The organism is Burkholderia sp. KBS0801 (assembly GCF_005937855.2).
GTDB lineage: Bacteria > Pseudomonadota > Gammaproteobacteria > Burkholderiales > Burkholderiaceae > Burkholderia > Burkholderia ambifaria.
The window spans coordinates 2,189,188-2,214,036 of the sequence record NZ_CP042178.1 but is presented as its reverse complement, the minus strand read 5'-3'; the positions used below and the strand labels follow the sequence as shown (position 1 = coordinate 2,214,036).

The window sequence follows — 24,849 nt, the reverse complement described above, 5'->3', positions numbered from 1 at the left end:
ATCATGAACTGGCCCGCGCTTTTCCCCGCCGCACGCACGTGCGTGGCGGCCACCGTCCGGCTGTGCCATGCGTGGCGCGTTGCCTGCTGCGTCGCCGCGTGCTGCTCCGTGCTGCACGCGGGCGCCGCCGAACTCCAGCTCAACGGGCTGTATCAACGCCCGGACGGTGCGATCACCGTCCGCCTGAACGGGGCCGGCATCGATCCTTATTTCGCGGCGAAGGCGCTGCTTGCCGCGGCCGATACGCGGATGGACGCCCGTCAATCGGCGCTCGCGTGGATTGCATGGCTGTTGCCGCGCCAGCGCCCGGACGGCGGCTTCGACCGCTATTGCGTGAAGGACGGCATGACGAACCGGTGCGCGGAAGCCGACGCGGACGACGCGATGATGGCGACCTGGATCGAGCTGCTCGCGCGCTTCGCCCCGCCCGACGGGATGCCGGCCGCGTGGGAACTCAGCCTGAACCGCGCGGGCGCCCACCTCGACGCGCTGCTCGACAAGCCGAGCGGCGTCTATCAGATCTCCTCGTCGCTGCATGTCGCGCTGCTGATGGACAACGTCGAGGTGCACAGCGCGTTCCAGGCGTTCGCCGCGTATTACACGCGCCGCGGCGACTCCGCGCGTGCGGCGCCGTGGAGCCAGCGCGCCGACCGGCTGTCGTCGGCGATCGTGAAGGTGTTCTGGCGCGGCTCGCAATCCGGCTTTCGCGCGAGCACGCAGAAGATCAGCGACGCGAGCTTCTATCCGGCGAAGGTCGCGCAGATTTTCCCGATCCTGTCGGGCATCCAGGTGCCGGACCAGTCTAACGACAGGATCTATGCACAGTGGATGCAGAAGTACGGCAAGACCTGGATGCAACTCGCCGGCTCCGATTTTCCGTGGGGGCTGATCGCGCTGGTCGCATACAAGATGAACGACTGGAACACCGTCGCCTGCTGGTATGCCCGCTCGGGCCCGTACCGTCACGGCCCGCACTGGAATGTACTGGAGGAGGCACTGTACCTGGCATTCGAAAACAGGATGACCGACCCGCTCGCGCCCGCCAAATGCGGGTTCACGACGGCGGAGGTCACGGTGACCGGATCGCGCTGATACAACGGCGCACGGTTCGGCCCGCGGTTCATGAACGGACAAAGGGAAGGAGACGTGTCATGTGTGGCATCGTCGGCGCGGTCGCGCAACGGAACATCGTTCCGATTCTGATCGAAGGTTTGCGCCGCCTCGAATATCGAGGCTACGACTCATGCGGCGTGGCGACCGTCGTCGATGGCCACGCGCGCCGCGAGCGCAGCGTGTCGCGCGTCGCGGATCTCGACGCGCACGTGCGCAGCGCCGGACTGTCCGGCACCACCGGCATCGCGCACACCCGCTGGGCGACGCACGGCGCGCCCGCCACCTGCAACGCACATCCGATCTTCTCGCGCGACGAAATCGCGCTCGTGCACAACGGCATCATCGAGAATCACGAAACGTTGCGCAGGCAACTGTCTGACGAGCACTACGAATTCGACGGCCAGACCGACACCGAGGTCGTCGCTCACCTGATCCACAGCAAGTATCGCGGCGACCTGCTCGCCGCCGTGCGCGATGCGACGTCGCAGCTGCACGGTGCATATGCGATCGCGGTGTTCAGCAAGCACGAGCCGCAGCGGCTGATCGGCGCGCGTGCCGGCTCGCCGCTCGTCGTCGGCCTGAAGGACGACGAATGTTTTCTCGCGTCCGATGCACTCGCGCTCGCCGGCATCACCGACCGCTTCATCTTTCTCGAGGAAGGCGACATCGTCGAGCTGACGCCGGGCGGCGTGCGAATTCTCGAGCGCGGCGGCACGCCGGTCGATCGCCCGATCCAGACCGTCTCGTCGACGCAGGGCGTGGTCGAGCTCGGGCCGTACCGGCATTTCATGCAGAAGGAAATCTTCGAGCAACCGCAGGCCGTGGCCGCGACCATTCCCGATGCGGGGCTGTTCGATCCGGCGGCATTCGGCCCGGATGCCGCGCGGGCGTTCGAGCAGATCGACAACGTGCTGATTCTCGCGTGCGGCACGAGCTACTATTCCGGCCTGACTGCGCGCCGCTGGCTCGAGACGATCGCGCGCCTGCCCGCACAGGTCGAGATCGCGAGCGAATACCGTTACAGCGACGCGCTCGCGCTGCCGAATACGCTGGTGGTCAGCGTGTCGCAATCGGGCGAGACGGCCGACACGCTTGCCGCGCTCAAGTACACGCAGGCGCTCGGTCATGTCGACACGCTCGCGATCTGCAACGTGCCGACCAGCGCGATGGTGCGTCAGACCAGCCTGCGGTTCCTGACGCGCGCTGGCCCGGAAATCGGCGTCGCGTCGACCAAGGCGTTCACGACGCAGCTCGTCGCGCTGTTCATTCTCGCGGTGACGCTCGGCCGGCTGCGCGGCTATGTCGACGATGCGCAGCTCGCCCGCTATGCGACGCAACTGCGACGATTGCCGGACGCGCTCGAGGACGTGCTCGGGCTGGAGCCGCAGATCGAGCGCTGGGCGGTGGAATTCTCGCGGCACGAGAATGCGCTGTTTCTGGGGCGCGGGCTGCATTACCCGATCGCGCTCGAAGGGGCGCTGAAGCTCAAGGAGATTTCATATATCCACGCGGAAGCGTATCCGGCCGGCGAGCTGAAGCACGGGCCGCTCGCGCTCGTGACGCACGCGATGCCGGTCGCGACGATCGCGCCGAACGACGCGCTGCTCGAGAAGCTCAAGTCGAACATGCAGGAGGTGCGGGCGCGCGGCGGGCAGCTTTACGTGTTCGCCGATGCCGATACGCGGATCGACAACGGCGAAGGCGTGTCGGTGCTGAGGATGCCGGATTACTACGGGCTGCTGTCGCCGATCCTGCACGTCGTGCCGCTGCAGTTGCTCGCCTATCACGCGGCGTGCCTGCGCGGCGCGGATATCGACAAGCCGAGGAATCTCGCGAAATCGGTGACGGTGGAGTGACGGGAAGGGGGCGCGACGGGGCTGCTTCGGTGTGGTGCGGAGCGGCCTCGGAATGGCAGCCGGAAAACCGACGCGATTCGTGCACGGCCCGCCCGGTCCGTTACGATTTCTCGTCGTCGGCTGGAGCTTCGTCGTCGACGCGGAACACGATCGGATCGCGCGGATAGTGCTTGATATCCGGCGATAAAGCGTACCTGCCCTCGGTCCGGTAATACGCGAAGGAAACGATCAGGATCGCCAGCGAAAAGGGCAGCGACATGCGCCCCCATGCCCAGAAGGCGAGAAGCCCGAGCGCGCCGATGATCGAAAAAGCGATCATCGCCGGGCGCCGTGCTGTTGCGAGCGGCTGCCAGGTTTCAGGGTGAATCCCCGCGGCGATGAACGTCCTCGGATTGAAACGCAGCCCCTGATGCGCGAGGCCGCACAGCAGCGCGACAACCAGTTCGTGATGATTCTTGAAGCGAACGCAGCGAATGGCACTGTCGGCGTCGTAATCCACGAGACTCGTGCGCAGCGTGAATCGCGTCGCCGGTTCACTCTTGGCACCGCGTCGCCAGAACTGGAAACTCGCCGGGCGCATGGCCACTCGGGATGCCGTGTCGTATTCGACGTCGCAGCGCAGGTCCTGGCTGGGTACGACATCGCGCCATTCGATGTGACGTTCCTGCTGCAGGGCCGCCGCATTCGAGCGCTTGCCGATCCCATATCGGAAGCCGGTTGCATCGACATGAAACCAGCCGCCGGTATTCCTCATGGCCCGAATGACGACGACCACCGCCCACGCGAGGCAGCCCAATATGGCGAGCCACAAAACGAATCCAATGAAGCCGCCTCGCGCGAAAGACGCATCGCCGAAGGGCGCGGTGAGCAGCCCGACGAACATCGTGCCGAAAAACAGCAGGAAGCCGATATTGACCAGATAGGTATTGAACAGGTCGGGAATCCCGTCACACGACGGAATCTGCCGAAGATGCGCCGGTAGCGTAATGACGCGCGGGTTTGCGCCGGTGCCCTGTCTTGATGGGTTCGACGTGTCGGCGATGCCGGACGACAGGGTGCCGTCTGAGCGGGTGGTCATGGCGCGTGGCCCTTTTCCGGAGGAGGTGTTCTGGAGATCGACGAATGATCAGATGTTAGTCGATCTCGCGGAATGGCTCGCATCCCGCATCCGGAATTCGCGCGAATGCGAAAGCCGAAATAATCGGGCCCATTGTTCGCGCCTGTATCGGAAATCGAGTGACGATGGCGGTCGGATATCGCGGGCTGCTCACGAAGCGGTGCACTCGCAACGCCCCCCATTCGTGCGAACATTTACTCTCCATCCGACCACCGAACCCGAGACCGTCGTGATCCGATCGAATCCCGAGGACCATCCGCAATCCGGTCATCCGCCATGGATGTCCGTCGCACTGGCCGAGCTGGGCATCCGCCGTTTCCCGCCCGGCAGCATCAATCCGCGCATCGTCGAATACAACAGCCACACGAATCTCGTCGGCTACGACGACAAGATTTCGTGGTGCTCGTCGTTCGTCAACTGGTGCATGACGCATGCCGGCATCCGCGGCACGGGGTCGGCGCTCGCGCGTTCGTGGCTCGAGTGGGGGCGGCCGCTGACGCGCCCGGTGTACGGCTGCATTGCGATCCTCACGCGCGACGATCCCACGAGCTGGAAAGGCCACGTCGGGTTCTATCTGCGTCATGACGACGAGCACGTGCATCTGTTCGGCGGCAATCAGCTGGACGAGGTGCGCGAGCTCGCGTATCCGCTGAGCGAGGTGATCGGCTACCGGTGGCCAGACGCCGGCTGATCGCGCCGCCGGCACGGCACTCCCTGCATGCACGGGCGACAGAGGCGTCGCCGGATGGCCGCGGTCAGTCCTTCGCGACCGCAGCCGCGACGGCCACCGCTTGCGTGTCCGTCCCGCCCGCCGCATCGTTCCTGCTCCACCCGCCGCCAAGCGACCGATACAACGCGACCGCGGCCAGCGCATGCTCGCGCCTCACCTGATTGAGCGCATCCGAGTCCCGCAGATAGACCTCCTGCGCGGACAGCACGTCCAGAAAATCCGTCGCGCCGCCCTTGTAGAGCTGATTCGCGAGCCCGAGCGCCTTGTCCGACGCCGCGAGCGCGCTATCGAGCCGCCGTGTCGCTTCATCGCTGCTGACGAGGTTTGCGCGCGCATCCTCCACTTCCCGCAGCGCCTGCAGCATCGTCTGCCGCAAACCGAGTTCCGACTCGCGCATCCGGCTTTCGCTCTGCGTGATGTCGGCCGTGATCCGCCCCGCGTTGAAGATCGGGCTGGTCGCGCTCAGCGCCGCGCTGAACAGGTTGTCGGTCAGCGTCGGCAAGCCGAGGTACGACGCGGCAAGAATCCCGTCCGCCAGGTTCAGCGAGAACTTCGGATACCGCTCGGCCTTCGCGACACCGACCTGCGCCGCGCGCCGTTCGACCTGCGCGTAAGCGGTGAGCACGTCTGGCCGTCGCAGCAGCGCCTGCGACGGCAGCGTGGTGGGCGACCCGGCCGGCGGTGCGGGAATCGCGCCGGCCTGCGCGAGCACGAGCCGGTCGACCGACTCGGGCGTGCGGCCCGAATACACGGCGATCAGGTTGAGCTGATGCGCGATCTGCGCCTGCGTCGGCGGAATCCGCGCCTCGAGCGCATCGAGCTGGTTCTGCGCGCGCGTGACGTCGAGTTCCGTCGACAGCCCGAACGCCTGGCGCTTGCGCGTGAGCTCGAGCGCATGCTGACGGATCGCCGCGTTGTCCTGCAGGATCTTCAGTTCCTGCTGCGCCCAGCGCAGGTCGATGTACGCGGACGCCGCATCGGCCGCAAGCGCGAGCCGCATCGCATCTTCCGCATGCTGTTGTCCGACCAGCCCGGCTTGCGCCGCGAGCAGGTCGAGCCGTTCGCCGCCGAACACGTCCGGCGACCAGCTCAGCGCGAGCCCGATGCCGGCCTGCCGCACGTAGCCGAGCGGCGGCGGCGTGTTCTGGCGCGCGTCGGACGCATGCGCGGTCGCGTCGAGTTCGGGCAGCAGCGCCGCGCGCTTCTGCACGGTCAGCGCCTGCGCCTGCTTCACGCGCTCGGTGGCGGCCTGCAGATCGAGGTTGCCGTCGAGCACGGTCGCGATCAGCCGGTCGAGCACGGGATCGTGGAAACGCGCCCACCACGCGGCGGCGTCGATGTCCGCGCGCGGCACGTCGGTGTCCCACGCGGCGGGCGCGAGCGATTGAACGGAATCGTGCAGCGCGGGGTGCTGCGCGGGCTGCACCGCGCAGCCGGCGGCGAACGCGCTGACGGCCAGCGCGACGAGTAGCTTTTTCATGGCGATGACCTCGGCTTCAGTGCGCGTCCGGCGGCGGCGCGTTCAGGGTAATGGGACGGGAAAACGCGACGGCGATCAGCGCGACGATGAAGCACAGCGACAGCGCGTAGTACGCATCCGCGTAGGTGAGCGTCAGCGCTTCGCGATAGATCAGGCGATGCAGGTTCGCGAGGCCGGCTTGGGCGGTATCGAGCGTGTTGCCGGCCACCGAGGTCCAGTACGCGGCCTGGCGATCGAGCAGCGACGCGACCTGCGGCTCGCCGGCGCTCACGTGCTCGTTCAGCCGCAGGTAGTGAAAGTTCAGCCGGTCGTTGAGCATCGTCGCGCTCACCGCGATGCCGATCGCGCCGCCCAGGTTGCGCATCAGGTTGAACAGGCCGCTCGCCGATTTCAGCCGCGACTGCGGCAGCGAGCCCAAGGCCATCGTCACGATCGGCGGCACGCTGAACTGCTGGCCGATGCCTCGCAATGCCTGCGGCAGCAGCAGTTCCCGCCAGCCCCAGTCGTGCGTGATCGGCGTGTACAGGTAGCAGCCGAGGCCGAAGCAGACGAGCCCGAACACGAGCAGCGCGCGCATGCTGAAGTAGCGCGCGGCGAACGCATACGCGCAGAGCGCGACCAGCTGGAACGCGCCGACCGACAGCAGCGCGATGCCGATCTGCAGCGAACTGAACGCACGCACCTGCGACAGGAACAGCGGCGTGAGGAACACCGTCACGAAGATGCCGATGCCCGTCACGAACGACAGCAGGCTGCCGATCCCGAAGTTGCGCACGGCGAGCGCGCGCAGGTCGACGACCGGATCGTCCGCGGTCAGCGCGTGCACGATGAACAGGAAGCCGCAGATGGCGGAGATCCACGCGCAGATCACGATCGCGTCGTCGCTGAACCAGTTCTTGCGCGGCCCTTCCTCCAGCACGTATTCGAGGCAGCCGAGGAAGCCCGACATCAGCGCGATGCCGAGATAGTCGCCGCGCTTGAGGAGGCTCGGGTCGGGTTCGTCGATATGTACGTAGCGCGGTACCAGCACGGCCACGGCGATGCCCGGCACGAGGTTCAGGTAGAACAGCCAGTGCCACGACCATTGATCGGTGATCCAGCCGCCGATCACCGGCCCGATCGCCGGCGCGAGCGACGCGAGCGCACCGATCGTCGTCGACGCGATCAGCCGCTGCCTGCCCGGGAACAGCACGAACGCGGTCGTGAACACGGTCGGGATCATCGCGGCGCCGAGCGCGCCCTGCAGCCCGCGGAACAGGATCATCGAGTTGATGTCCCACGCGAGCCCGCACAGCATGCTCGTGATCGTGAAGCCGACCGCCGACGCGACGAACAGCCAGCGCGTCGACATCACCTTCGACAGCCAGCCCGACATCGGGATCACGATGATCTCGGCGATCAGGTAGGCCGTCTGCACCCACGACAGCTCGTCCTGGCTGGCGGACAGGCCGCCGCCGATGTCGCGCAGCGACGACGCGACGATCTGGATGTCGAGCGTCGCCATGAAGAAGCCGACGCACATCAGCGCGAACGCGAAGACGCGCTGCTTCGTCGGTTGCGACGCGGGGTCGCCGGAAAACGCGGTGGTCATGGTCGGCTCCCGTTCAGTTCGCGTGATCGGTGTGGACCGTCACGGCCGCGGACAGGCCGGGGCGCAGCACGTGCTCGAGGCCCGGCTGCGGATCGAGATGCACGCGCACCGGCACGCGCTGGACGATCTTCGTGAAGTTGCCGGTCGCGTTCTCGGGCGGCAGCACGCTGAAGGTCGCGCCGGTCGCGGGCGCGAGGCTGTCGACGCGGCCGTGCAGGCGCGTGCTCGACGCATCGAGCGTGACGTCGACGCGGTCTCCCGCGCGCATCTTGCGCAACTGGTCTTCCTTGAAGTTCGCGTCGATCCACAGCCCCGACGCGGGCACGACCGTGAGCAGCGGCACGCCGACATTCGCGAGCATCCCGACGCGGCTCGTACGGTTGCCGACGTAGCCGTCGACCGGCGAGCGGATCGTCGTGTACTCGACGTTCAGCGCGGCGACGCGTTGCGCGGCGAGCGCCGTGTTCACGCGGGCCCGCGCATCGGCGAGCTGCGCGCCGAGCACGTCGAGCTGCCGCTTCGACGCGAGCAGCGCGGCGTCGCTGCGGGCGACGGCCGCGTCCGCCTTCGAATAGTCGGCATCCGCGCGCTCGACGATCTGGTTCGACACCGCATCGGATTTGACGAGCTCGCGGTAGCGCACGCGGTCGGACGACGCCCGCGTGAGCTCGGCCGACGACGCATTGCGGTCCGCCGCGTGCTGGCCGATCACCGCGTATTGCAGCTGCTGCTTCGCTTCGAGTTCCGTCACCGCGGAGCGCGCGCTGTCGACTTCCGCATCGGCTTGCGCGAGCTTCGCATCGTAGTCGCGCGCATCGAGCTGCACGAGCACGTCGCCGGCCTTCACGCGCTGGTTGTCGCTCACGAGGATCTTGTCGACGAAGCCGTTCACCTTCGGCGCGAGCACGGTGACGTCGCCGCCGACATACGCATCGTCGGTGCTTTCCTGGAAGCGCAGAACGAACAGCCAGTCGAGCGCGGCCGCGGCCACGACGACCACCACGGCGCCCACGGCGATGCGCATCCATGGCACGCGACGCTGCTGCTTCGCGGGCGGATCGATTGTGGCTGCTTCGCGGGAAGCAGCGGCTTGGGTCGTTTCCATCGAGTCACCTATGTATATGCACTTATCAAAACGATCGATGACATCGCATCGATCGGGAAAGAGGCTAGCGCTCCGGCAGGTTGTGCGTGATCCGAAACAATTCGTCTCTGAGGCGGGCCGCCTGGGCCGACCCGAACCGCTGCTCGAACGCTTGCTGCGCGGCGAGCCAGTGCACATGCGCGTCGGCGATCCTGGCTTCGCCGTGCTCGGTCAGCGCGAACGTCTGGCGGCGGCAGCGCGGCTCCATCCGGCCCGTCACGAGCGCCGCGCCGATCAGCGGCTTGAGCGCGCGCAGGAGCGCCGTGCGCTCGATCACCAGCACCGCCGACAGCGTCGCCATCGTCAGGCCCGGGCGCTCCCGCAGCAGCGCGAGAATGCTGTACTGCGACGGCGTGACGCCCGCCCGCGACAGATAGCGCTCGTAGAACTGCGAGATTCGCCGCGCGGCCTGCCGGATCGCGAAGCAATCGTCATCGGTGAGGGTGGTCGTGTGCATGTGCACATATTAGGTGGCGAGCCGGCTCGAAGCGAGCGGCGGCGCGGGATCAGATTGGTGTCGTGGCTGTACCAATCGGCGGCCGGACGGCGCGTTTTCGCGCCGGATCACGCGGCGGCGGGAACAATCCGGCCGTCGTGGTCGCAGTACGCGGCCGTGTAGTCGATGAACGCCTTGACCTTCGCGGGCAGCAGCGCGCGGTTCGCGTAAGCGAGCTTGATCTCCACGAATGCGTCGACCAGATCGGCGCCTTCGAGCAGCTGCACGAGGGCGCCCGACGCGAGTTCGGCCTCGACGAGCGTTCTCGGCACGACGCCGATGCCGAAGTCGTGCATCACCATTTCACGGTTGAAGACGGGGCTGTTCGACGAGATGTCGAAGCTCAACGGCACGGTCAGCGTGTCGCCGTCGACGCGGAACGACAGCGCGGGCCGGCGCAGCGACGGCGACAGCGGCACGAACGCATGCTCGGCGAGCGCGGCCGGCGTCTCAGGACGCGGATGCGTACGCAGATACGCGGGCGTCGCGACGATCACCACCGGAATGCGTTCGACCAGGCGCACCACGGTCGTCTCGCTCGTCAGCATGTACGGCACGACGATGCCGATGTCGTAGCCTTCGCCGACGAGGTCGACCGGGCGCTCGGTCAGCGTGACGTCGAGGCGCACCTTCGGATGCGCGGCCTTGAAGCCGGCGATCAGCGGCACGAGCCGGTTCAGCGCGGCCGTCGTGTGCGCGACGAGCCGCAGCAGCCCCTCGGGCTCGCGCGTGTGCGACTGCGCCTGCGCTTCCAGCGAGTCGAGTTCGTCGAGCACGGCCGCGCAGCGCTCGTAGATGCGCTCGGCGGTTTCGGTCAGCGAGACCTGGCGCGTGGTCCGGTGCAGCAGGCGGCTGCCGAAGCGCGCCTCGAGATCCGCGACCGCACGCGACACGACCGGCCGCGCGAGGCCGTGCATGTCGGCGGCGCGCGTGAAGCTGCGCATTTCCACCACCGACCGGAAGATCCGCAGCTTGTCGATGTAGTCCATGTTCGTCTCCTCGCGGCGATGGCGGCGCGCGGTGCAAGCGGCCGGCCCGGCCATGTTACGGCGGAGTGTACATTGACTTTATGCATATGCACATATAAATTGCCGATCATGAACGATATCCAGATCGCCCAGGCCTGCAATTGCCTCGCGCTGCGCCAGGCGGCGCGCTTCGTCACGCAACTCTACGAGCGGCATCTGGCCCCCGTCGGGGTCACGCCCGCGCAGTTCTCGATCATGGCGAACCTGTCGCGCCGGCCCGGCCTCGTGATGAGCGAGCTTGCCGACACGCTGGTGATGGACCGCACCACGCTGTTGCGCGCGCTCAAGCCGCTGCAACGCGACGGATTCGTCGCCGCGGCCGCGTCCGAGCATGACGCACGTGCGCACGCACTCAGCCTGACGAAGCTCGGCGAGCGCACCTACGCGCAGGCGAAAATCGCGTGGCAGGCCGCACAGGACGAGTTCGAAACGCAGTTCGGCCGCGACCGCGCCAAGGCGCTGCGCGACGAGCTGTTCAGCCTGACGGCGCAGCGATAGCCGCAACGCGCGGTAGTATGACAAAAGCGATCCGGGCCCGCCGGACGAGACCCGAGGAGCACTCCCCATGCTGCAGTTGAGCGAGCGCGACGACGCGATGTCGCGCGGCGCATTCGGCGACGGCGTCGCGCGCGCGATGCGGATCGTCACGCGCACGGCCGAGGTCATGTCGGCGCCGCACCTGATCGACATCACGTCCGCGCATATCGACGGCTGCCTTTACCACGGCCGGACGAGCCTCGACTTCGTCGAGTATTTCGTCGATACCGGCGCGCGCGTCGCGGTGCCGACCACGTTGAACGTCGGGTCGCTCGACCTGATCCACCCCGAGCTGTATCACGGCGATCGCACGATCGAGCGCGACGCGCGGCGGCTGATGGATGCGCATCTGCAGCTCGGCTGCGAATCGAGCTTCACGTGCGCGCCGTATCAGCTGAAGAATCGTCCGCGCGTGGGCGAGCAGATCGCGTGGGCTGAATCCAACGCGATCGTGTTCGCGAACTCGGTGCTCGGTGCGCGCACCAGCCGTTATGGCGACTTTCTCGATCTGGCCGCCGCGATCACGGGGCGTGCGCCGTATGCGGGCCTGCACGTCGAATCGAATCGCGCGGCGCGGATCGTATTCAACGCGCCGGACTTCGGCAACCGGCCGTCGCGCGACATCTATTTCGCGGCGCTCGGGTTGCTGATCGGCAGGATCGCGGGCGCGATCGTCCCCGCGATCGTCGGGCTGCCTGCGGACACCACCGAAGACGAACTCAAGGCGCTCGGCGCGGCCGCCGCATCGAGCGGGGCCGTCGCGCTGTTCCATGCGGTGGGCGTCACTCCCGAGGCACCCACGCTCGACGCCGCGTTGCACGGGCAGGCGGCGCAGCGAACGGTCGATGTCGCGATGGCCGACCTCGACGAGATCCGCCGCACTTTGAATCATGGCGCGGCCGGAGATGCGCTCGTCGCGGTCGCGCTCGGCACGCCGCATTTTTCGCTGGCCGAATTCCGCACGCTCGACGCGCTGCTCGATCAGTTCGACGGCAAGCCGAAGTGCGATTTCTACGTGAACACGAGCCGCTTCATCCTGTGGGAGCTGGGCGAGCTCGGGCTCGCCGGCAAATTCGACGCGCGCGGCATCCAGATCGTCGTCGACACCTGCACGTACATCACGCCGGTGATGAAACAGCTGTCGGGCCTGGTGATGACCAACTCGGGGAAGTGGGCGTCGTATGCGCCCGCGAACATCGGCGTCACGGTCGCGTACGGCAGCATGCGCGAGTGCGTGCGCTCCGCGTTCGAAGGAAAGGTGCGATTCGATGACTGACGCAACGATGAAGCAGCTGACGGGCGACACGCTCGTGCCGGGCAGCGCGTGCGCGAACACGATCGTGCTCGACAAGCCGCTCAGCTTCTGGGGCGGCTACGACTCGGCCGCGGGGCGGATCGTCGATCGCGGGCATCCGCAGGCCGGCGCGAGCCTGGCCGGCCGGATCATGGTGATGCCGCACGCGAAGGGCTCGAGTTCGAGCAGCAGCGTGCTCGCCGAAGCGGTGCGCAACGGCACGGGGCCGGTCGGGATCGTGCTGAAGGAGCGCGATCTGATCATCTCGATCGGTGCGATCGTGGCGGCGGAGCTCTATGCGATCGCGGTGCCGGTAGTGTGCGTGACGGACGACGTGTATGACGCGATTGTCGCGGCGACGGGCGAGGTGCGGATCGATGCACGCGAAGGCGATGGCGGCGCGCGGATCGACGTCGGCAGCTGACCTTCCGGTTTACTCGCGTGCCGGATCGCCCGCCGCTTCCCGATAGGCGCTCGGCGTCTGCCCGGCCCACCGTCGAAACGCCCGCGTGAAATTCGCCGGGTCGGTGAATTGCAGCCGTTCGGCGATCGTCTTCAGATCGAGATCCGAGGCCGCGAGCAACTGCTTCGCATCGCGAAACCGCGCTTCGTCGAGCAGTTGCCGGTAGCTCGACCCGGCTTCCTCGAGCCGGCGCCGCAACGTGCGCGTCGACACGAGCAGCGCGTCGGCGAGCGCCTCCGGGCTCGAATAGTCGCCGGCCGTGCGCGCCAGTTCCGCGCGCACGCGCTCGACCAGATCGCCTTCCTCCTGGCGTACCTGCGCATACTCGCGCTCGACCTGCACGAGCGCCTGCCGGTGTGCGACTTCGTCGGCAAGCGGCAGCGGCCAGTCGAGCACGTCGCGCGCGATCCACAGCGCATTCGCCGCGCAGCCGAATTCGACCGGGGGCAACTGGTCGCGATAACGCGCGAAATAGCCGGGCTCCGGCCACGCGAAGCGCAGCGCGATCGGCGGCGATGCGCGCCCGGACCACTGCGAGATATTTTGCGCGAGCCCGGTCAGCACGAACTCGAACATCACGTGATGCTGCAGCACGGGGCTCGCCTGCACGCCGTGCAGTTCGAGGGTTGCGCCGTGTTCGTCCTCCGCGTAGGTCAGACGATATTGCCGATTGCGCATCCGGAAGTAGCGCTGCGTGACCATCAGCGCGTCGCGGATGTCCCGCGCGGTCAGCGTTGCATAGCCGAGGAAGCCGTGCACGGTCGGCTTCAGCAGCAGCCCGAACGCGAGCCCGATGCCCGGATCGCCGCCGATCTCGATCGCGTTCAGCACGAGCCGGCCCCATTGCGACGGCGCGACGCGGGCGTCCGGTTCGGCCAACACCGCGTCGCGCAGTCCCGTGCCTGCGCGCACCGCGGCCAGATCGACGCCGCGTGCGGCCAGCGCCTGCAGCAGCAGGCGCGTATAGGCGACCGGAATCGTCGGCCGGCGGAGCCCGAGGTGATCCTTGCGTGACGGGGAGGTCATGTCGATTTGGCCGGAAATGACAAGCATTATGGCTGTTTGCCCCCTCACGTTCAAGGCGGCGCGCGCATACGATGACCCCCATCGCTTACCGGCAGACTCATCATGACGACCCCCTTTCCCCACCTGCTCGCCCCGCTCGACCTCGGCTTCACCACGTTGAAGAATCGCGTGCTGATGGGCTCGATGCACACGGGCCTCGAGGACAGCCGCAAGACGCTGCCGCGGCTCGCCGACTATTTCGCAGAACGGGCGCGTGGCGGCGTCGGCCTGATCGTGACCGGCGGCTTCGCGCCGAACGTGGCCGGCTGGACCAAGCCGTTCGGCGGCACGCTGATGACGTCCGCCGGCGCGCGGCGGCATCGCGTGATCACCGACGCCGTGCATGCGGACGACGGCAAGATCGCGCTGCAGATCCTGCATACCGGCCGCTACGGCTACCACCCGTTCGCGGTCGCGCCGTCGAAGATCAAGTCGCCGATTTCGCCGTTCGCGCCGCATGAGCTCAGCGCGCGCGGCGTCGAGCGGCAGATCCGTGCGTTCGTCCGCTGCGCGCAGCTCGCGCGCGAGGCCGGCTACGACGGCGTCGAGATCATGGGCTCCGAGGGTTACCTCATCAACCAGTTCATCTCGATGCATACGAACAAGCGCGGCGACCAGTGGGGCGGTTCGTACGAAAACCGCATCCGCCTGCCGATCGAGATCATCGAGCGCACGCGCGAAGCGGTCGGGCGCGACTTCATCCTGATCTACCGGCTGTCGATGCTCGACCTGATTCCGGACGGTAGCGACTGGCGCGAGACCGTGCAGCTTGCGAAGGCCGTCGAGCGCGCGGGCGCGACCATCATCAACACGGGGATCGGCTGGCACGAGGCGCGCGTGCCGACGATCGCGACGTCGGTGCCGCGCGGCGCGTTCGCATGGGTGACCAGGAAGATGAAGGGCGAGGTCGGCATCCCGCTCGTGACGACCAACCGGATCAACCGGCCCGAAGTGGCCGAGCAGATTCTCGCGGACGGCTGCGCGGACATGGTGTCGATGGCGCGTCCGCTGCTCGCGGATGCCGAGTTCGTCGTCAAGGCCGCCCAGGGCCGCGCTGACGAGATCAACACCTGCATCGGCTGCAACCAGGCGTGTCTCGACCACGCGTTCAAGAACAAGATCGCGTCATGCCTGCTGAACCCGCGCGCGTGCCACGAAACGGAGCTGGTCTACACGCGGGTGCAGCAGCCGAAGCGCATCGCGGTCGTCGGGGCGGGGCCGGCCGGTCTCGCGTGCTCGACCGTGCTCGCGCAGCGCGGCCACCACGTCGACCTGTTCGACGCGGCCGCGGAAATCGGCGGCCAGTTCAACATGGCGAAGCGGATCCCGGGCAAGGAAGAGTTCGATGAAGCGCTGCGTTACTTCGGCCGGCAGGTCGAGCTGACCGGCGTGAACCTGCATCTGAACCGCCGCGTCGACGCGAACGACCTGATCGCGGGCGGCTATGACGAGATCGTGCTTGCCACCGGCGTGGCGCCGCGCGACCCGAAGATTCCCGGCCAGGACGGGCCGAACGTGCTCAGCTATATCGATGTGCTCGCCGGCAGGCAGCCGGTCGGCCGGCGTGTCGCGGTGATCGGCGCGGGCGGCATCGGCTTCGATGTCGCCGAGTATCTGGTGCAGGACGGCGCGTCGCCGACGCTCGATCTGGAAGAGTGGAAAGCGGAGTGGGGCGTGACCGATCCGGCCGCGACGCGCGGCGGCGTGACGCGCGCGCAGGTCGCGGCGCCCGCGCGCGAAGTGACGCTGCTGCAACGCAAGGCCGCGCCGCTCGGCAAGGGGCTCGGCAAGACGACCGGCTGGATTCACCGCGCGACGCTGAAGATGAAGCAGGTGAAGATGATCGGCGGCGTGAACTACGAATTGATCGATGCGCGCGGGTTGCACGTGTCGTACGGCGAACAGCGCACCGATCACGAACTGATCGAAGCCGACACGATCGTGCTGTGCGCGGGGCAGGAACCGCAGCGCGCGCTGCTGGTGCCGTTGCAGGCGGCCGGACGATCGGTGCATCTGATCGGCGGCGCGGAACTGGCGGCCGAACTCGATGCGAAGCGTGCGATCGATCAGGGTTCGCGGCTTGCCGCGCGGCTGTAACGGGCAATCGTTTTGGGTTTCGGGGCGGTGTGCGTCGCGCGGCGGTGGTCTGCCTGCGCGACGGCTCGCGGTTTTCCGCTCCGTAATTCCATAGGGCGGTTGAGCACGTCGAATCGATGTGCCGCGTCACCACGCGACGGGATCCCCGCACACGGTCATCCGCTCCCGGCCCGCGTGTGTCAGGCCGCTTCGGCCCGTTCCTCCTCTTCCGCTTCCAGCATCGCCTTGACGATCAGGTAGACGGCCGGCAGGTCGTCGTCGTCGCGACGCCAGTCGACCGGCTCCTCGACGTCCGCCGCGACCAGCCGGCTGTCGCGCAGGCGGATGAACGCGTCGACGACGGTCGGATCGTTGCGGCTCAGGAAACCGGCGTTCGAGAACGCGAGTTCCTCGACGTTCAGCAGCGCCTGCCAGCTCATCGTGCGGACGGCGGCCGGATGCGTGCGGCGTCGCAGGCCGAGCGCGCGCTGCGCAGGGCCGCCGACGACACGCTGCAGATCGACGACCGCGCGCTGCGCGGCACGCTCGAAGTGGCCGGGATTGAAGCCGGGTTGCTCGGGATCGAATGCGGATGACTGGAACATGGTCGCCTCACAAAAGTCCGTCCGTCATGGCTGACGGAATTCGGGTCAAATGGTGAAAAAGCACTGTAAATATATACAGTGTTCGAGGCGGTTTCAAGTCCTGAATGAATACGCGTGTGCCGCGGTGCGGTTGCGTCCGTACCGCGAGCGATTCACACCGCCGCGGCGATCGCCTCGCGCAGCCATCGATGTGCGGGATCGCGATGCACGCGTTCGTGCCACAGCATCGACATCTCGTAGCCGGGGACTTCGACCGGCGCTTCCACGACGCGTAATGCGGGCGTGTTGCGGACCAGCCGCTCGGGCAGCATCGCGACGAGATCGGTGCTGGCGACGGCCGACATCACGAACAGGAAATGCGGAACCGACAGCACGACACGCCGCGCAGCGCCCGCTTTCGCGAGCGCGTCGTCGGTCACGCCGAAGAAGCCGCCCCCGTCGGGCGACACGATCACGTGTTCCAGCGCGCCGAACTGCGCGAGCGTGGGGCGCCGCTTCAGCTTCGGATGACCGGCACGGCCGACGAGCACGTATCGCTCGACGAACAGCGGCAGGCGCCGCATGCCTTCCGGCGACCCTTCGCTCGTATGGAAGGCCAGGTCGATGCCGTTGCGCTCGGCGTCCTGCTCGATGCGCGGCGGCACGAGTTCGACGACGGCGAGCCGCGTAGCGGGCGCGGCCGAGCGCAGCGTGTTCAGCGCGGGCAGCACGATCGTCGATTCGCCGTAGTCGGTGGCGGCCACGCGCCACGTGTTCGTCGCGGTCGCCGGATCGAACGGCGTGGCCGTCAGCACCGCCCGTTCGACCGCGTCGAGCGCATCCCGCAACGGCTCGCGCAGCGTTTCGGCGCGGGCGGTCGGTCGCATCCCGCGCGGCCCCGGCAGCAGCAGCGGATCGCCGAACAGGTCGCGCAGTTTCTGCAACTGCACGCTGACCGACGGCTGCGACATGTTCAGTTTTTCAGCCGCCCGCGTGACGTTGTGCTCGGCGAGCAGCACGTCGAGCGTCACCAGCAGGTTCAGGTCCAGTCTTCTGAGATTATTCATGGCTATACCTGGAATATCGGGAATTCATTTCCAATATACCGTTGGCGACGGCATCCTGCAGTCATTCAATCAACGGAGCAGTGAACATGAATGTGCTGATCGTTTATGCCCATCCCGAACCGCGTTCGCTCAACGGTGCGTTGCGGGACTTCGCGGTCGAGCATCTCGAAGCGGCCGGCCATGCCGTGCAGGTGACCGATCTGTACGCGATGAACTGGAAGGCCGCGTTCGACGCGCATGACGTGACCCACCGTGCGCCCGACGCGCGTTTCGATCCCGCGCTCGATTCGAAGCGTGCGTTCGAGACGGACACGCAGCGCGACGACATCGCGCGCGAACAGGACAAGCTGAAGTGGGCCGACGCGGTGATCCTGCAGTTTCCGCTGTGGTGGTTCTCGATGCCGGCGATCATGAAGGGCTGGGTCGAGCGGGTGTATGCGTACGGCTTCGCGTACGGTGTTGGCGAGCATTCCGACCAGCATTGGGGCGACCGTTACGGCGAGGGCTCGCTGGCGGGCAAGCGTGCGATGGTGATCGTCACGACGGGCGGTTGGGAGTCGCACTACAGCGCGCGCGGCATCAACGGGCCGATCGACGACGTGCTGTTTCCGATCCAGCACGGGATTTTGTATTACCCGGGGTTCGACGTGCTGCCGCCGTTCGTGATCTATCGGACGGGGCGAATGAATGACGCGCGCTTCGATGAAACGTGCGCGGCGCTCGGCACGCGTCTCGACGAACTGTGGACCGCACGACCGATTCCGTTCCGGCGGCAGAATGCGGGGGACTACGACATTCCGGCGCTGACGCTGAAGGCCGGGATCGCGCCGGAGAAGGTGGGGTTTGCGGCGCACCTCGCGCGCGAGCAGTGAGGGGGGGCGATCACGTCCGGTCGAGGCGCCGTTCGATGCGCAGGCGGCCCGGCGGTTCGAAGTAGGTGCCGAAGCGCACGAGTCCCGTGTTCTTCAGGTGGCAGGTCATTTCGAAGCTGACCAGGATGCCGGGATCGCGGTTCTCGACGATCGCGACGTCGATCGAACGGATGCGCGGCTCGTACTTCAGTAGCGTGGCTTCCATCTGCTGCTTGAGCAGATGCGCCGACGCGGGTAGCGCCTTGTAGATGTTCGTGAGGTCGGGCAACCCGTAGTCGGGCAGGTGCTTGAGCGCGCCGGCCCGCGTATTGAGGATGCGGCGCACGTTCTGCTGCACGCTCAGGCATTCGAGCGTCCGGTCGTCGTAGGCGCCGATCGGCTCGCCGCCGATCTGGCCGAGCAGCATGTCGTAGAGGGAGGGGCCGGCGGTCATCGGGGGGGCGGTTGCTCGATGCGGTTATCGGTCGTGGCCGGGGCGTCGACGAAATCGATCGTCAACGCACCTTCAACGCCGGTCGACAGCACGATGTGTCGCGGCGTGATGCCCGTTGCCATCCGGGCAAGCAGCTCACGGGACACGACGGGCAGCACACGCTGGTTCAGGAATGCATCGACACCGCGTGCGCCGGATTCCCGTGACACGCAGTGCTGCGCGATCGATTCGAGCAGATCGTCGTCGCAAGTGAGCGTGACGGCGTGTTGCCGATGCAGGCGTTTGGCAATCTTGTCCAGTTTGATCCGCACGATCGATGCAAGCGACGCGGCATCGAGCGGCCGATAGACGAGCGTCTGGAAGCGTGCGAGCAGCGCCGGCTGAAAATGCGCGACCAGCTGCGGATGAATGGCTTCGCGCAACGCGACCTGCGTGATCGACGCGTTCTCGGCCGTCGCGTCGTCTATCTGCGCACTGCCGAGATTGGACGTCATCACGATCACGCAGTTGCGGAAATCGATCTCGCGCCCTTCACCGTCGCGCATCGTGCCGCGGTCGAACACCTGATAAAAAATATCGACCACGTCGCGATGCGCCTTCTCCACTTCGTCCAGCAGCACGACGCTGTACGGACGCTGACGCACGGCTTCGGTCAGCACGCCGCCGCGTCCGTAACCGACATAGCCGGGTGGCGAACCCTTGAGCTGCGATACCGTGTGCGCTTCCTGGTACTCCGACAGATTGATCGTCGTCAGCGCCGCGGTACCGCCGAACAGCGCGTCGGCGAGCGCGAGCGCCGTCTCGGTCTTGCCGACGCCGGACGGCCCGGCGAGCAGGAATACGCCGAGCGGCGCGTGCTCGCTTTTCAGGCCGGCCTTGGCGGTGCGCAAGCTCTCAGCCAATGCGCCGATCGCATCGTCCTGTCCGACCACGCGCGTCGCGAGCGTCGACTCGAGCGCGAGCAGGCTCCGCAGTTCGTCCTCGACGAGATTGCCGACCGGTACGCCCGTCCATTCGGCGACGACACGCGCGATCGATTGCGCGTCGACGTCGGGGGAGATCATCGGCGACTTTCCCTGAGCGTTCGCCAGCGCGTCGATCGCCTTGATTACGTCGGCCGAATCAGGCGCGGGGTCGGCCGCACCACGAAGCGTGCGCACTGCATCGACGAGTTCGCGCTCGCGTGCGTACTGACCGAGCAGCGTGTCGGCGGTGTCGCGCATCGCGTCGTGCTCCGTATCGATCGCGGCACGTCGCTCCGCGATGCCGGCGATGCCCGCACGGGCGTCCGCATCGAGCGCCGCGCGTTCCAGCTCGAGCGCCGCCAGCGCGGCATGCGCCTGTTGCAGTTCCGCCGGCAGTACGTCGAGTGCCATCCGCACGCGCGCGGCTGCCGTATCGATCAGATCCACGGCCTTGTCCGGCAACTGGCGCGCCGGAATGTAGCGGCGCGACAGGCGCACGGCCGCCACGATCGCCTCGTCGCGGATGTGAACCTCGTGATGGGCCGCATAGCGGCTCGCGAGCCCGCGCAGCATCAGGCACGCTGCTTCGTCGTCCGGCTCGTCGACCTTGACGACCTGGAAGCGCCGTTCGAGCGCCGCGTCGCGCTCGAAGTATTGCTTGTACTCGGCCCACGTGGTGGCCGCGATCGTGCGCAACTCCCCGCGTGCGAGCGCCGGCTTGAGCAGGTTCGCGGCATCGGCGCCGCCTGCCGTGTTACCGGCACCGATCAACGTGTGCGCCTCGTCGATGAACAGCAGGATCGGTGTCGTCGAAGCTCGCACCTCGTCGATCACGTTCTTCAGCCGTTGCTCGAATTCGCCCTTTACACTGGCGCCGGCCTGCAGCAAGCCGAGATCGAGCGTCAGGATGCGCGTGCCGCGGATCGTTTCCGGCACGCCGCCGTCGATCACGCGCAAGGCGAGCCCTTCGACAAGCGCGGTCTTGCCGACGCCCGGTTCGCCGACCAGGATCGGATTGTTCTTGCGGCGGCGCGCGAGCACGTCGATCATCTGCCGTATCTCGCGGTCGCGTCCGAAGACGGGGTCGATCTCGCCACGACGCGCCTTTTCGGTCAGGTCGAGGGTGAAGCGCGCGAGTGCGTCGCGCTCGATCGCGCGCGTGGGGGCAGGGTGTGCCGCGGTGGCCGACGTCGGTGTTCCCGTTGCGTGCGGATCGCGGGCCGAGTCCGCTTTGCGTGCCGATACGGGTTCGTCAACCGCGTTTTCGCACGAGCGCCGCCCGAGCCGGGGCAGCACACGACGAATCTGCGCGCTGGAGACGGACAGCAGCGGCCACGCACGCTGGGTGCGCAGCACATGAGGGGCGTCGACGATCGCCTGCAGCAGGTGCCCCGAACGAATCGAGTCGTCGGGATCGTCGGCCGTCGCGTGCGCCCACGCATCCTCCAGCACCGTGGCGAGTTGCCGCGACAGCGCCGGCATGCCGCGCAACGTGCGTGGCATGCGCTCGATCACGTCGATCATCGCATCCCACACGGCGTCGATGTCGAGGTCGTAGTGGCGCAGCAGCGCGGGAATGTCGCCGTCGTCGGCTTCGATCAGCTTCAGCACCCAGTGCTCGACCGCGATTTCGTCCGCGAGCCGGGTCTGGCACAGATTCGCCGCGGCTTCGAGTGCGCGCGTGCAGTGAGGATTGAGGCGGCGAATGAGATGGGAAGCGTCCCGGAGCGGCGGCGTCATGTCGGTATCGGATCAGGAAGGGAGAAGGGCGGGCGCCCCTGAGGAGCGGAATCCCGCCGCGCAAGCGCGACGGATTCCGCCAGGCGGTCAGTCCATCAGGAACGTTCGTTCCAGGTGTCCTTGTGGATGATGTTGCCGTCCTTGTACGACCACGTGATCGTCTCGTAACGCAGTTCCACGTCTTCGAGATGGTTGTGCTTCTCGTAGTCGGGGTTCTTGATGTCGAGCATCTTCGGCTTCACCGCGACGATCTTCACGTTGTCGAGCTTGGTGTTGAAGTATTCCTTTTCCTTGCCCGCGTCGTCGATTCGATACCACTTGATCTCGACCGACTTCAGCGTCTGGCCGCTCGTCACGGCCTTGTACAGGTACGGCGTCGACGCGTCGGTCTCCTTCGTCAGCGTGATCGGCTTGTGCACGCGCGTGCCGGTCAGCTTGCCCGTATTGCCGTCGGTCGGAATGTGCACGCCATGATCGAACGCGACCAGTTCGACGCTACCCTCGCGATCCTGGACGGTTACCGAACCCTTGATGTCCGCGCCACCGTCGTCCTTGAGCCACATGTAGGCCGGAATTGCCATTTGTTCACTCCTTCTTCTTCGTACTGCGAATCGCCGGAACCGGATTCCGGCGCTGATAACCCCGGGGCGACCGCCCCGGGAACCCAAACGCGTGTTACCTCGCGGCGCCGGTCGGGACGGCAGGCACCGGTGTATCGGGCACGAGCGTGATCTCGACCCGACGATTCTTCGCCCGCCCTTCCGGCGTGGCGTTGTCCGCGACCGGCCGCGTATCGCCGTAGCCCTGGATCGCGAACCGTGTCGGCGGGATGCCCGATGCTTCGACGAGCCAGTCGCGCACGGCTGACGCGCGATCGATCGACAGCTTCAGATTGCGATCGGGCCGACCCTGATCGTCCGCGTAGCCAGCGACGAGCACGCGTTTGCCCGAATGGGCTTTGATCAGTTCGAGCGCATCGACCATCGCGCGCGTGGTGCCCGTTCGGAGCGTTGCCTTGCCGCTGTCGAACAGCGACATGCTGTCCAGCGTGACGACGGCGGGCGGCGGCGGGGGCGGTTCGTACGACGCGATTGCGTCGTTGAGGACGGGCAGCAGCGGTGCGCCGCGATAGGTGCCGAACGACAGCCGGAGCGGCACGCCGACCCGTGCGTACCGGTCGAGCTGATCGCGGTCCGACACAAGGACTCGGAGCGCGTCGCGTTTGGCCGTGTCGTGCGTGGCGGGGATTCGGTTGTAGTGTTGGAGGTGCTCGCCGATGCGGGTCATCAACGCCTCGTTGTTCTTTGCGGCGCCGCAGATGGCGGCGATTGCGGCGCAGGCGACGATCGCGATGACGTGCGCGGCGGCGGTGATGCGCGGCGACCGCCACGTGCGGCGCGGCATCGCGTCGATCAGCGGTTGCGGCAATGGCCACGGCGTCGGCGACGCAGGCAGTGTGGCCGGGGCGATACCTGTCAGGCTGCGGACTTCCCGTTCCCACGGTTTGCCGGGGCCGCTCGCCGGGCCATGGTCGATCCAGCCCACGCCGAACAACGGCCACGGCGATGCGGGCTGGCGTCGATCCGTCAGCGTGTCGAACACGACGCGTCGGGTCCATCCGATCATCGATGCGACGCCGGCGGCGCGTGCCGCGACCGCGGGGCTGCCGTCGGCATGGAGCGCATCCGACTCGGCTGCTTCGATCGCGGTGTCGAAGCGATGCGTGTTGACGATGGGCGATCCGGTCGACATGCCATACCACCGGGCCGCCGATTCGACGGCGGGCAACGTTGCCGCGGCATTTGCGTTCGAGAGCCGCTGATAGAGAGCGACATAGCCCGGCAGCGACGTGCCGAGCATGCGGGACGCATCGGCCACGGCTTGCCGGATCACGCGCAGCGACTGCGACAGCGTGTCGTCGTTCGCATGAAGGCCCGGCGCGACCGCCAGCACGACACAATCCGGCGCATGACCGTCCCGCCACTGGCGGACCGCAACGGCGAGCCGGGGAAGATCCTGAGGGCGGTCGGCTCGCAACCAGATCGCGCCGTCGCCGACATGTACGAAACGCGACATGGCCGTATCGCGATCGAACAACGCGGACAGACCGTCGCCCGTGACGAGCGCGAGCGGCATTCTCGTGCGCATCGTGACGGGCAGGTCGGCGGTCGCCGCGCCCAGTTGCGCAATCACCTGAACGTTTTGTTCGCGGGCGCGCGTCAATCCGCGCGAATGCAACCAGACGATCAGCGCGGAAAGCGCGACGACGAGCGCTACCCATCCCCACATGACGCCGCGCTCGACGGGTACAACCCATCCGACGACGGCCAATGCCAGTGCCGCGGACAGCGTCACGACCGTCCTGAGCGGATAGCCGAGGCCCGACAACGCCGCGCGTGCCGCATTGGAATCGGCGCGGGTTGCCGCCGTGGGGAGCATGGTGCCCGAACTCATGGCCGTTTCGCTTGCTGGATGAGTTGGGCCAGTTCGGCATCGAGGATCCGATCCCACGCGAACCAGACGAGTATCGCGATGACGCATGCCGCGCCCGCGATCATCAATGGCGACACATGCCTGAGCCGGTCGAGCAGTCGTGTGTTGGAGCGATCGGCGACGAACCCCGGGCGGACCGCCGGCCGCAATTGATCGATCTGCGCAACCAGCGCGGCAATCAGTGCCTGACGTTTCGCCTCACCGTCATGGGCGCCCGCGGACGGCCCCGAGCGGGCGGCATACCGGCCACGGAATCCCAGGCCGAGAACGGCCGCATAGCATTCGAGCAGGTCGACGTTCGGCACGGGCTCGCGCATCCGGTAGTCGAGCCGCTCGTAGAGGCGCGTGCCTGCATCGTGCGTGCCGAATCGCTCGACCTGTAGCGGCGTGGATTCCCACTTCGCCTTGGCGGAAGCCGGCAGGTGTCGCAGTGCGGCTTCGTCGATGAGCCCGCACTGGGCGACGATCGCGTCGTCCCGTACGTCCGCGGCAATGCCTTGCGCATCGAGCGCGGTCGCGAACTGCGCGACCAGCAGGCGACACTGCTCACGCAGGGTTGCGGCGTTGTCGACCTCGCCGCCGTTCGACAGTTGACTGACGAGCAATGCGGTATCGCGCAACAGCGCACGCATCGAGGCTCGATGTGCATGACCGGATGACGGATCGCGCGCAAGCAGCGCGGTTTCGTGACGCAGGGAGGCGACG

The 24,849-nt window shown here is 67.2% G+C and carries 22 protein-coding genes; 8 read left to right on the top strand and 14 right to left on the bottom strand.

All coding sequences use genetic code 11. The features are described from left to right. The first annotated feature begins 3 nt into the window (after nt 1-3). A complete protein-coding gene (locus tag FFI87_RS26780; protein ID WP_138850110.1) occupies nt 4-1,092 on the top strand; it encodes a hypothetical protein in 1,089 nt (362 codons plus the stop codon). Between the two features lie 59 nt (nt 1,093-1,151). Beyond that, complete coding sequence (gene glmS / locus FFI87_RS26775; protein WP_138850111.1) at nt 1,152-2,969, top strand: glutamine--fructose-6-phosphate transaminase (isomerizing); 1,818 nt, start codon at nt 1,152-1,154, stop codon at nt 2,967-2,969. A 100-nt stretch (nt 2,970-3,069) separates the two neighbouring features. Here the strand turns inward: glmS and FFI87_RS26770 are convergent, their stop codons facing one another. Beyond that, nucleotides 3,070-4,047 carry a hypothetical protein gene (locus FFI87_RS26770; RefSeq protein WP_138850112.1) on the bottom strand — a complete coding sequence of 326 codons (978 nt, stop codon included), beginning with the start codon at nt 4,045-4,047 and terminating at the stop codon, nt 3,070-3,072. 268 nt (nt 4,048-4,315) lie between these two features. On the opposite strand from FFI87_RS26770, the gene FFI87_RS26765 reads away from it, so the two are divergent. After that, a complete protein-coding gene (locus tag FFI87_RS26765) occupies nt 4,316-4,777 on the top strand; it encodes a TIGR02594 family protein (protein WP_261378587.1) in 462 nt (153 codons plus the stop codon). 64 nt (nt 4,778-4,841) lie between these two features. Here the strand turns inward: FFI87_RS26765 and FFI87_RS26760 are convergent, their stop codons facing one another. The 5 genes from FFI87_RS26760 to FFI87_RS26740 all read right to left on the bottom strand — a co-directional run bounded on the left by FFI87_RS26760 (nt 4,842) and on the right by FFI87_RS26740 (nt 10,516). Next, on the bottom strand, nt 4,842-6,296 hold the full coding sequence (locus tag FFI87_RS26760; protein ID WP_138850113.1) for an efflux transporter outer membrane subunit: 1,455 nt from the start codon (nt 6,294-6,296) through the stop codon (nt 4,842-4,844). Between the two features lie 16 nt (nt 6,297-6,312). Beyond that, nucleotides 6,313-7,887 carry a DHA2 family efflux MFS transporter permease subunit gene (locus FFI87_RS26755; protein ID WP_012365507.1) on the bottom strand — a complete coding sequence of 525 codons (1,575 nt, stop codon included), beginning with the start codon at nt 7,885-7,887 and terminating at the stop codon, nt 6,313-6,315. A gap of 13 nt (nt 7,888-7,900) precedes the next feature. Then, nucleotides 7,901-8,992, bottom strand: coding sequence for an HlyD family secretion protein (locus tag FFI87_RS26750; RefSeq protein WP_138850114.1), 1,092 nt, complete (start codon nt 8,990-8,992; stop codon nt 7,901-7,903). 64 nt (nt 8,993-9,056) lie between these two features. Continuing rightward, the gene (locus tag FFI87_RS26745) at nt 9,057-9,488 is read right to left on the bottom strand and encodes a MarR family winged helix-turn-helix transcriptional regulator (RefSeq protein ID WP_011660401.1); all 432 of its coding nucleotides are present in this window, start codon (nt 9,486-9,488) and stop codon (nt 9,057-9,059) included. A 107-nt stretch (nt 9,489-9,595) separates the two neighbouring features. Further along, nucleotides 9,596-10,516: a LysR family transcriptional regulator gene (locus tag FFI87_RS26740; RefSeq protein ID WP_012365509.1), complete on the bottom strand. Its 921-nt coding sequence runs from the start codon at nt 10,514-10,516 to the stop codon at nt 9,596-9,598. 108 nt (nt 10,517-10,624) lie between these two features. Here FFI87_RS26740 and FFI87_RS26735 point away from each other — a divergent pair, with 108 nt between their 5' ends. The 3 genes from FFI87_RS26735 to FFI87_RS26725 all read left to right on the top strand — a co-directional run bounded on the left by FFI87_RS26735 (nt 10,625) and on the right by FFI87_RS26725 (nt 12,810). Beyond that, nucleotides 10,625-11,053 (top strand): MarR family winged helix-turn-helix transcriptional regulator, encoded by a 429-nt coding sequence (locus FFI87_RS26735; protein ID WP_012365510.1) that lies wholly within the window; start codon nt 10,625-10,627, stop codon nt 11,051-11,053. Nucleotides 11,054-11,120: 67 nt separating this feature from the next. Then, nucleotides 11,121-12,368 (top strand): aconitase X, encoded by a 1,248-nt coding sequence (locus FFI87_RS26730; RefSeq protein ID WP_138850115.1) that lies wholly within the window; start codon nt 11,121-11,123, stop codon nt 12,366-12,368. Beyond that, on the top strand, nt 12,361-12,810 hold the full coding sequence (locus FFI87_RS26725; protein ID WP_012365512.1) for an aconitase X swivel domain-containing protein: 450 nt from the start codon (nt 12,361-12,363) through the stop codon (nt 12,808-12,810). The genes FFI87_RS26730 and FFI87_RS26725 overlap by 8 nt, the downstream gene beginning before the upstream one ends. Nucleotides 12,811-12,819: 9 nt before the next feature. Here FFI87_RS26725 and FFI87_RS26720 read toward each other — a convergent pair whose 3' ends face one another. Next, nucleotides 12,820-13,902 (bottom strand): AraC family transcriptional regulator, encoded by a 1,083-nt coding sequence (locus FFI87_RS26720; RefSeq protein ID WP_138850116.1) that lies wholly within the window; start codon nt 13,900-13,902, stop codon nt 12,820-12,822. Nucleotides 13,903-13,977: 75 nt separating this feature from the next. Here FFI87_RS26720 and FFI87_RS26715 point away from each other — a divergent pair, with 75 nt between their 5' ends. Beyond that, the gene (locus tag FFI87_RS26715) at nt 13,978-16,011 is read left to right on the top strand and encodes an NADPH-dependent 2,4-dienoyl-CoA reductase (RefSeq protein ID WP_138850117.1); all 2,034 of its coding nucleotides are present in this window, start codon (nt 13,978-13,980) and stop codon (nt 16,009-16,011) included. Nucleotides 16,012-16,190: 179 nt separating this feature from the next. Here the strand turns inward: FFI87_RS26715 and FFI87_RS26710 are convergent, their stop codons facing one another. Together FFI87_RS26710 and FFI87_RS26705 are read right to left on the bottom strand one after the other, a co-directional pair. Continuing rightward, nucleotides 16,191-16,595, bottom strand: a complete 405-nt coding sequence (locus FFI87_RS26710; protein WP_006750278.1) for a DUF2471 family protein — start codon at nt 16,593-16,595, stop codon at nt 16,191-16,193. Between the two features lie 152 nt (nt 16,596-16,747). Continuing rightward, the gene (locus FFI87_RS26705) at nt 16,748-17,641 is read right to left on the bottom strand and encodes a LysR family transcriptional regulator (protein WP_138850118.1); all 894 of its coding nucleotides are present in this window, start codon (nt 17,639-17,641) and stop codon (nt 16,748-16,750) included. 86 nt (nt 17,642-17,727) lie between these two features. Here FFI87_RS26705 and FFI87_RS26700 point away from each other — a divergent pair, with 86 nt between their 5' ends. Beyond that, on the top strand, nt 17,728-18,513 hold the full coding sequence (locus FFI87_RS26700) for an NAD(P)H-dependent oxidoreductase (RefSeq protein WP_138850119.1): 786 nt from the start codon (nt 17,728-17,730) through the stop codon (nt 18,511-18,513). 10 nt (nt 18,514-18,523) lie between these two features. On the opposite strand, the gene tssE is transcribed toward FFI87_RS26700, so the two are convergent. The 5 genes from tssE to FFI87_RS26675 all read right to left on the bottom strand — a co-directional run bounded on the left by tssE (nt 18,524) and on the right by FFI87_RS26675 (nt 24,776). Beyond that, nucleotides 18,524-18,946 (bottom strand): type VI secretion system baseplate subunit TssE, encoded by a 423-nt coding sequence (gene tssE, locus FFI87_RS26695; protein ID WP_138850120.1) that lies wholly within the window; start codon nt 18,944-18,946, stop codon nt 18,524-18,526. Next, entirely contained in the window at nt 18,943-21,651 is a 2,709-nt protein-coding gene (tssH, locus tag FFI87_RS26690) for a type VI secretion system ATPase TssH (protein WP_138850121.1), read from the bottom strand. Before tssH ends, tssE begins: the two co-directional genes overlap by 4 nt. Before the next feature lie 95 nt (nt 21,652-21,746). Continuing rightward, nucleotides 21,747-22,232, bottom strand: coding sequence for an Hcp family type VI secretion system effector (locus tag FFI87_RS26685; protein WP_006750272.1), 486 nt, complete (start codon nt 22,230-22,232; stop codon nt 21,747-21,749). Nucleotides 22,233-22,326: 94 nt separating this feature from the next. Continuing rightward, a complete protein-coding gene (locus FFI87_RS26680; RefSeq protein ID WP_138850277.1) occupies nt 22,327-24,090 on the bottom strand; it encodes an OmpA family protein in 1,764 nt (587 codons plus the stop codon). Between the two features lie 11 nt (nt 24,091-24,101). Beyond that, nucleotides 24,102-24,776 (bottom strand): DotU family type IV/VI secretion system protein, encoded by a 675-nt coding sequence (locus FFI87_RS26675; protein WP_138850122.1) that lies wholly within the window; start codon nt 24,774-24,776, stop codon nt 24,102-24,104. Between the last annotated feature and the right edge of the window lie 73 nt (nt 24,777-24,849).

Coding starts and splice junctions, on each gene's coding strand:
- FFI87_RS26780 (WP_138850110.1), top strand. CDS start 4: ATGAACTGGCCCGCGCTTTTCCCCGCCGCACGCACGTGCGTGGCGGCC.
- glmS (WP_138850111.1), top strand. CDS start 1,152: ATGTGTGGCATCGTCGGCGCGGTCGCGCAACGGAACATCGTTCCGATT.
- FFI87_RS26770 (WP_138850112.1), bottom strand. CDS start 4,047: ATGACCACCCGCTCAGACGGCACCCTGTCGTCCGGCATCGCCGACACG.
- FFI87_RS26760 (WP_138850113.1), bottom strand. CDS start 6,296: ATGAAAAAGCTACTCGTCGCGCTGGCCGTCAGCGCGTTCGCCGCCGGC.
- FFI87_RS26755 (WP_012365507.1), bottom strand. CDS start 7,887: ATGACCACCGCGTTTTCCGGCGACCCCGCGTCGCAACCGACGAAGCAG.
- FFI87_RS26750 (WP_138850114.1), bottom strand. CDS start 8,992: ATGGAAACGACCCAAGCCGCTGCTTCCCGCGAAGCAGCCACAATCGAT.
- FFI87_RS26745 (WP_011660401.1), bottom strand. CDS start 9,488: ATGCACACGACCACCCTCACCGATGACGATTGCTTCGCGATCCGGCAG.
- FFI87_RS26740 (WP_012365509.1), bottom strand. CDS start 10,516: ATGGACTACATCGACAAGCTGCGGATCTTCCGGTCGGTGGTGGAAATG.
- FFI87_RS26735 (WP_012365510.1), top strand. CDS start 10,625: ATGAACGATATCCAGATCGCCCAGGCCTGCAATTGCCTCGCGCTGCGC.
- FFI87_RS26730 (WP_138850115.1), top strand. CDS start 11,121: ATGCTGCAGTTGAGCGAGCGCGACGACGCGATGTCGCGCGGCGCATTC.
- FFI87_RS26725 (WP_012365512.1), top strand. CDS start 12,361: ATGACTGACGCAACGATGAAGCAGCTGACGGGCGACACGCTCGTGCCG.
- FFI87_RS26720 (WP_138850116.1), bottom strand. CDS start 13,902: ATGCTTGTCATTTCCGGCCAAATCGACATGACCTCCCCGTCACGCAAG.
- FFI87_RS26715 (WP_138850117.1), top strand. CDS start 13,978: ATGACGACCCCCTTTCCCCACCTGCTCGCCCCGCTCGACCTCGGCTTC.
- FFI87_RS26710 (WP_006750278.1), bottom strand. CDS start 16,595: ATGTTCCAGTCATCCGCATTCGATCCCGAGCAACCCGGCTTCAATCCC.
- FFI87_RS26705 (WP_138850118.1), bottom strand. CDS start 17,641: ATGAATAATCTCAGAAGACTGGACCTGAACCTGCTGGTGACGCTCGAC.
- FFI87_RS26700 (WP_138850119.1), top strand. CDS start 17,728: ATGAATGTGCTGATCGTTTATGCCCATCCCGAACCGCGTTCGCTCAAC.
- tssE (WP_138850120.1), bottom strand. CDS start 18,946: ATGACCGCCGGCCCCTCCCTCTACGACATGCTGCTCGGCCAGATCGGC.
- tssH (WP_138850121.1), bottom strand. CDS start 21,651: ATGACGCCGCCGCTCCGGGACGCTTCCCATCTCATTCGCCGCCTCAAT.
- FFI87_RS26685 (WP_006750272.1), bottom strand. CDS start 22,232: ATGGCAATTCCGGCCTACATGTGGCTCAAGGACGACGGTGGCGCGGAC.
- FFI87_RS26680 (WP_138850277.1), bottom strand. CDS start 24,090: ATGCTCCCCACGGCGGCAACCCGCGCCGATTCCAATGCGGCACGCGCG.
- FFI87_RS26675 (WP_138850122.1), bottom strand. CDS start 24,776: ATGCGTGCGCTGTTGCGCGATACCGCATTGCTCGTCAGTCAACTGTCG.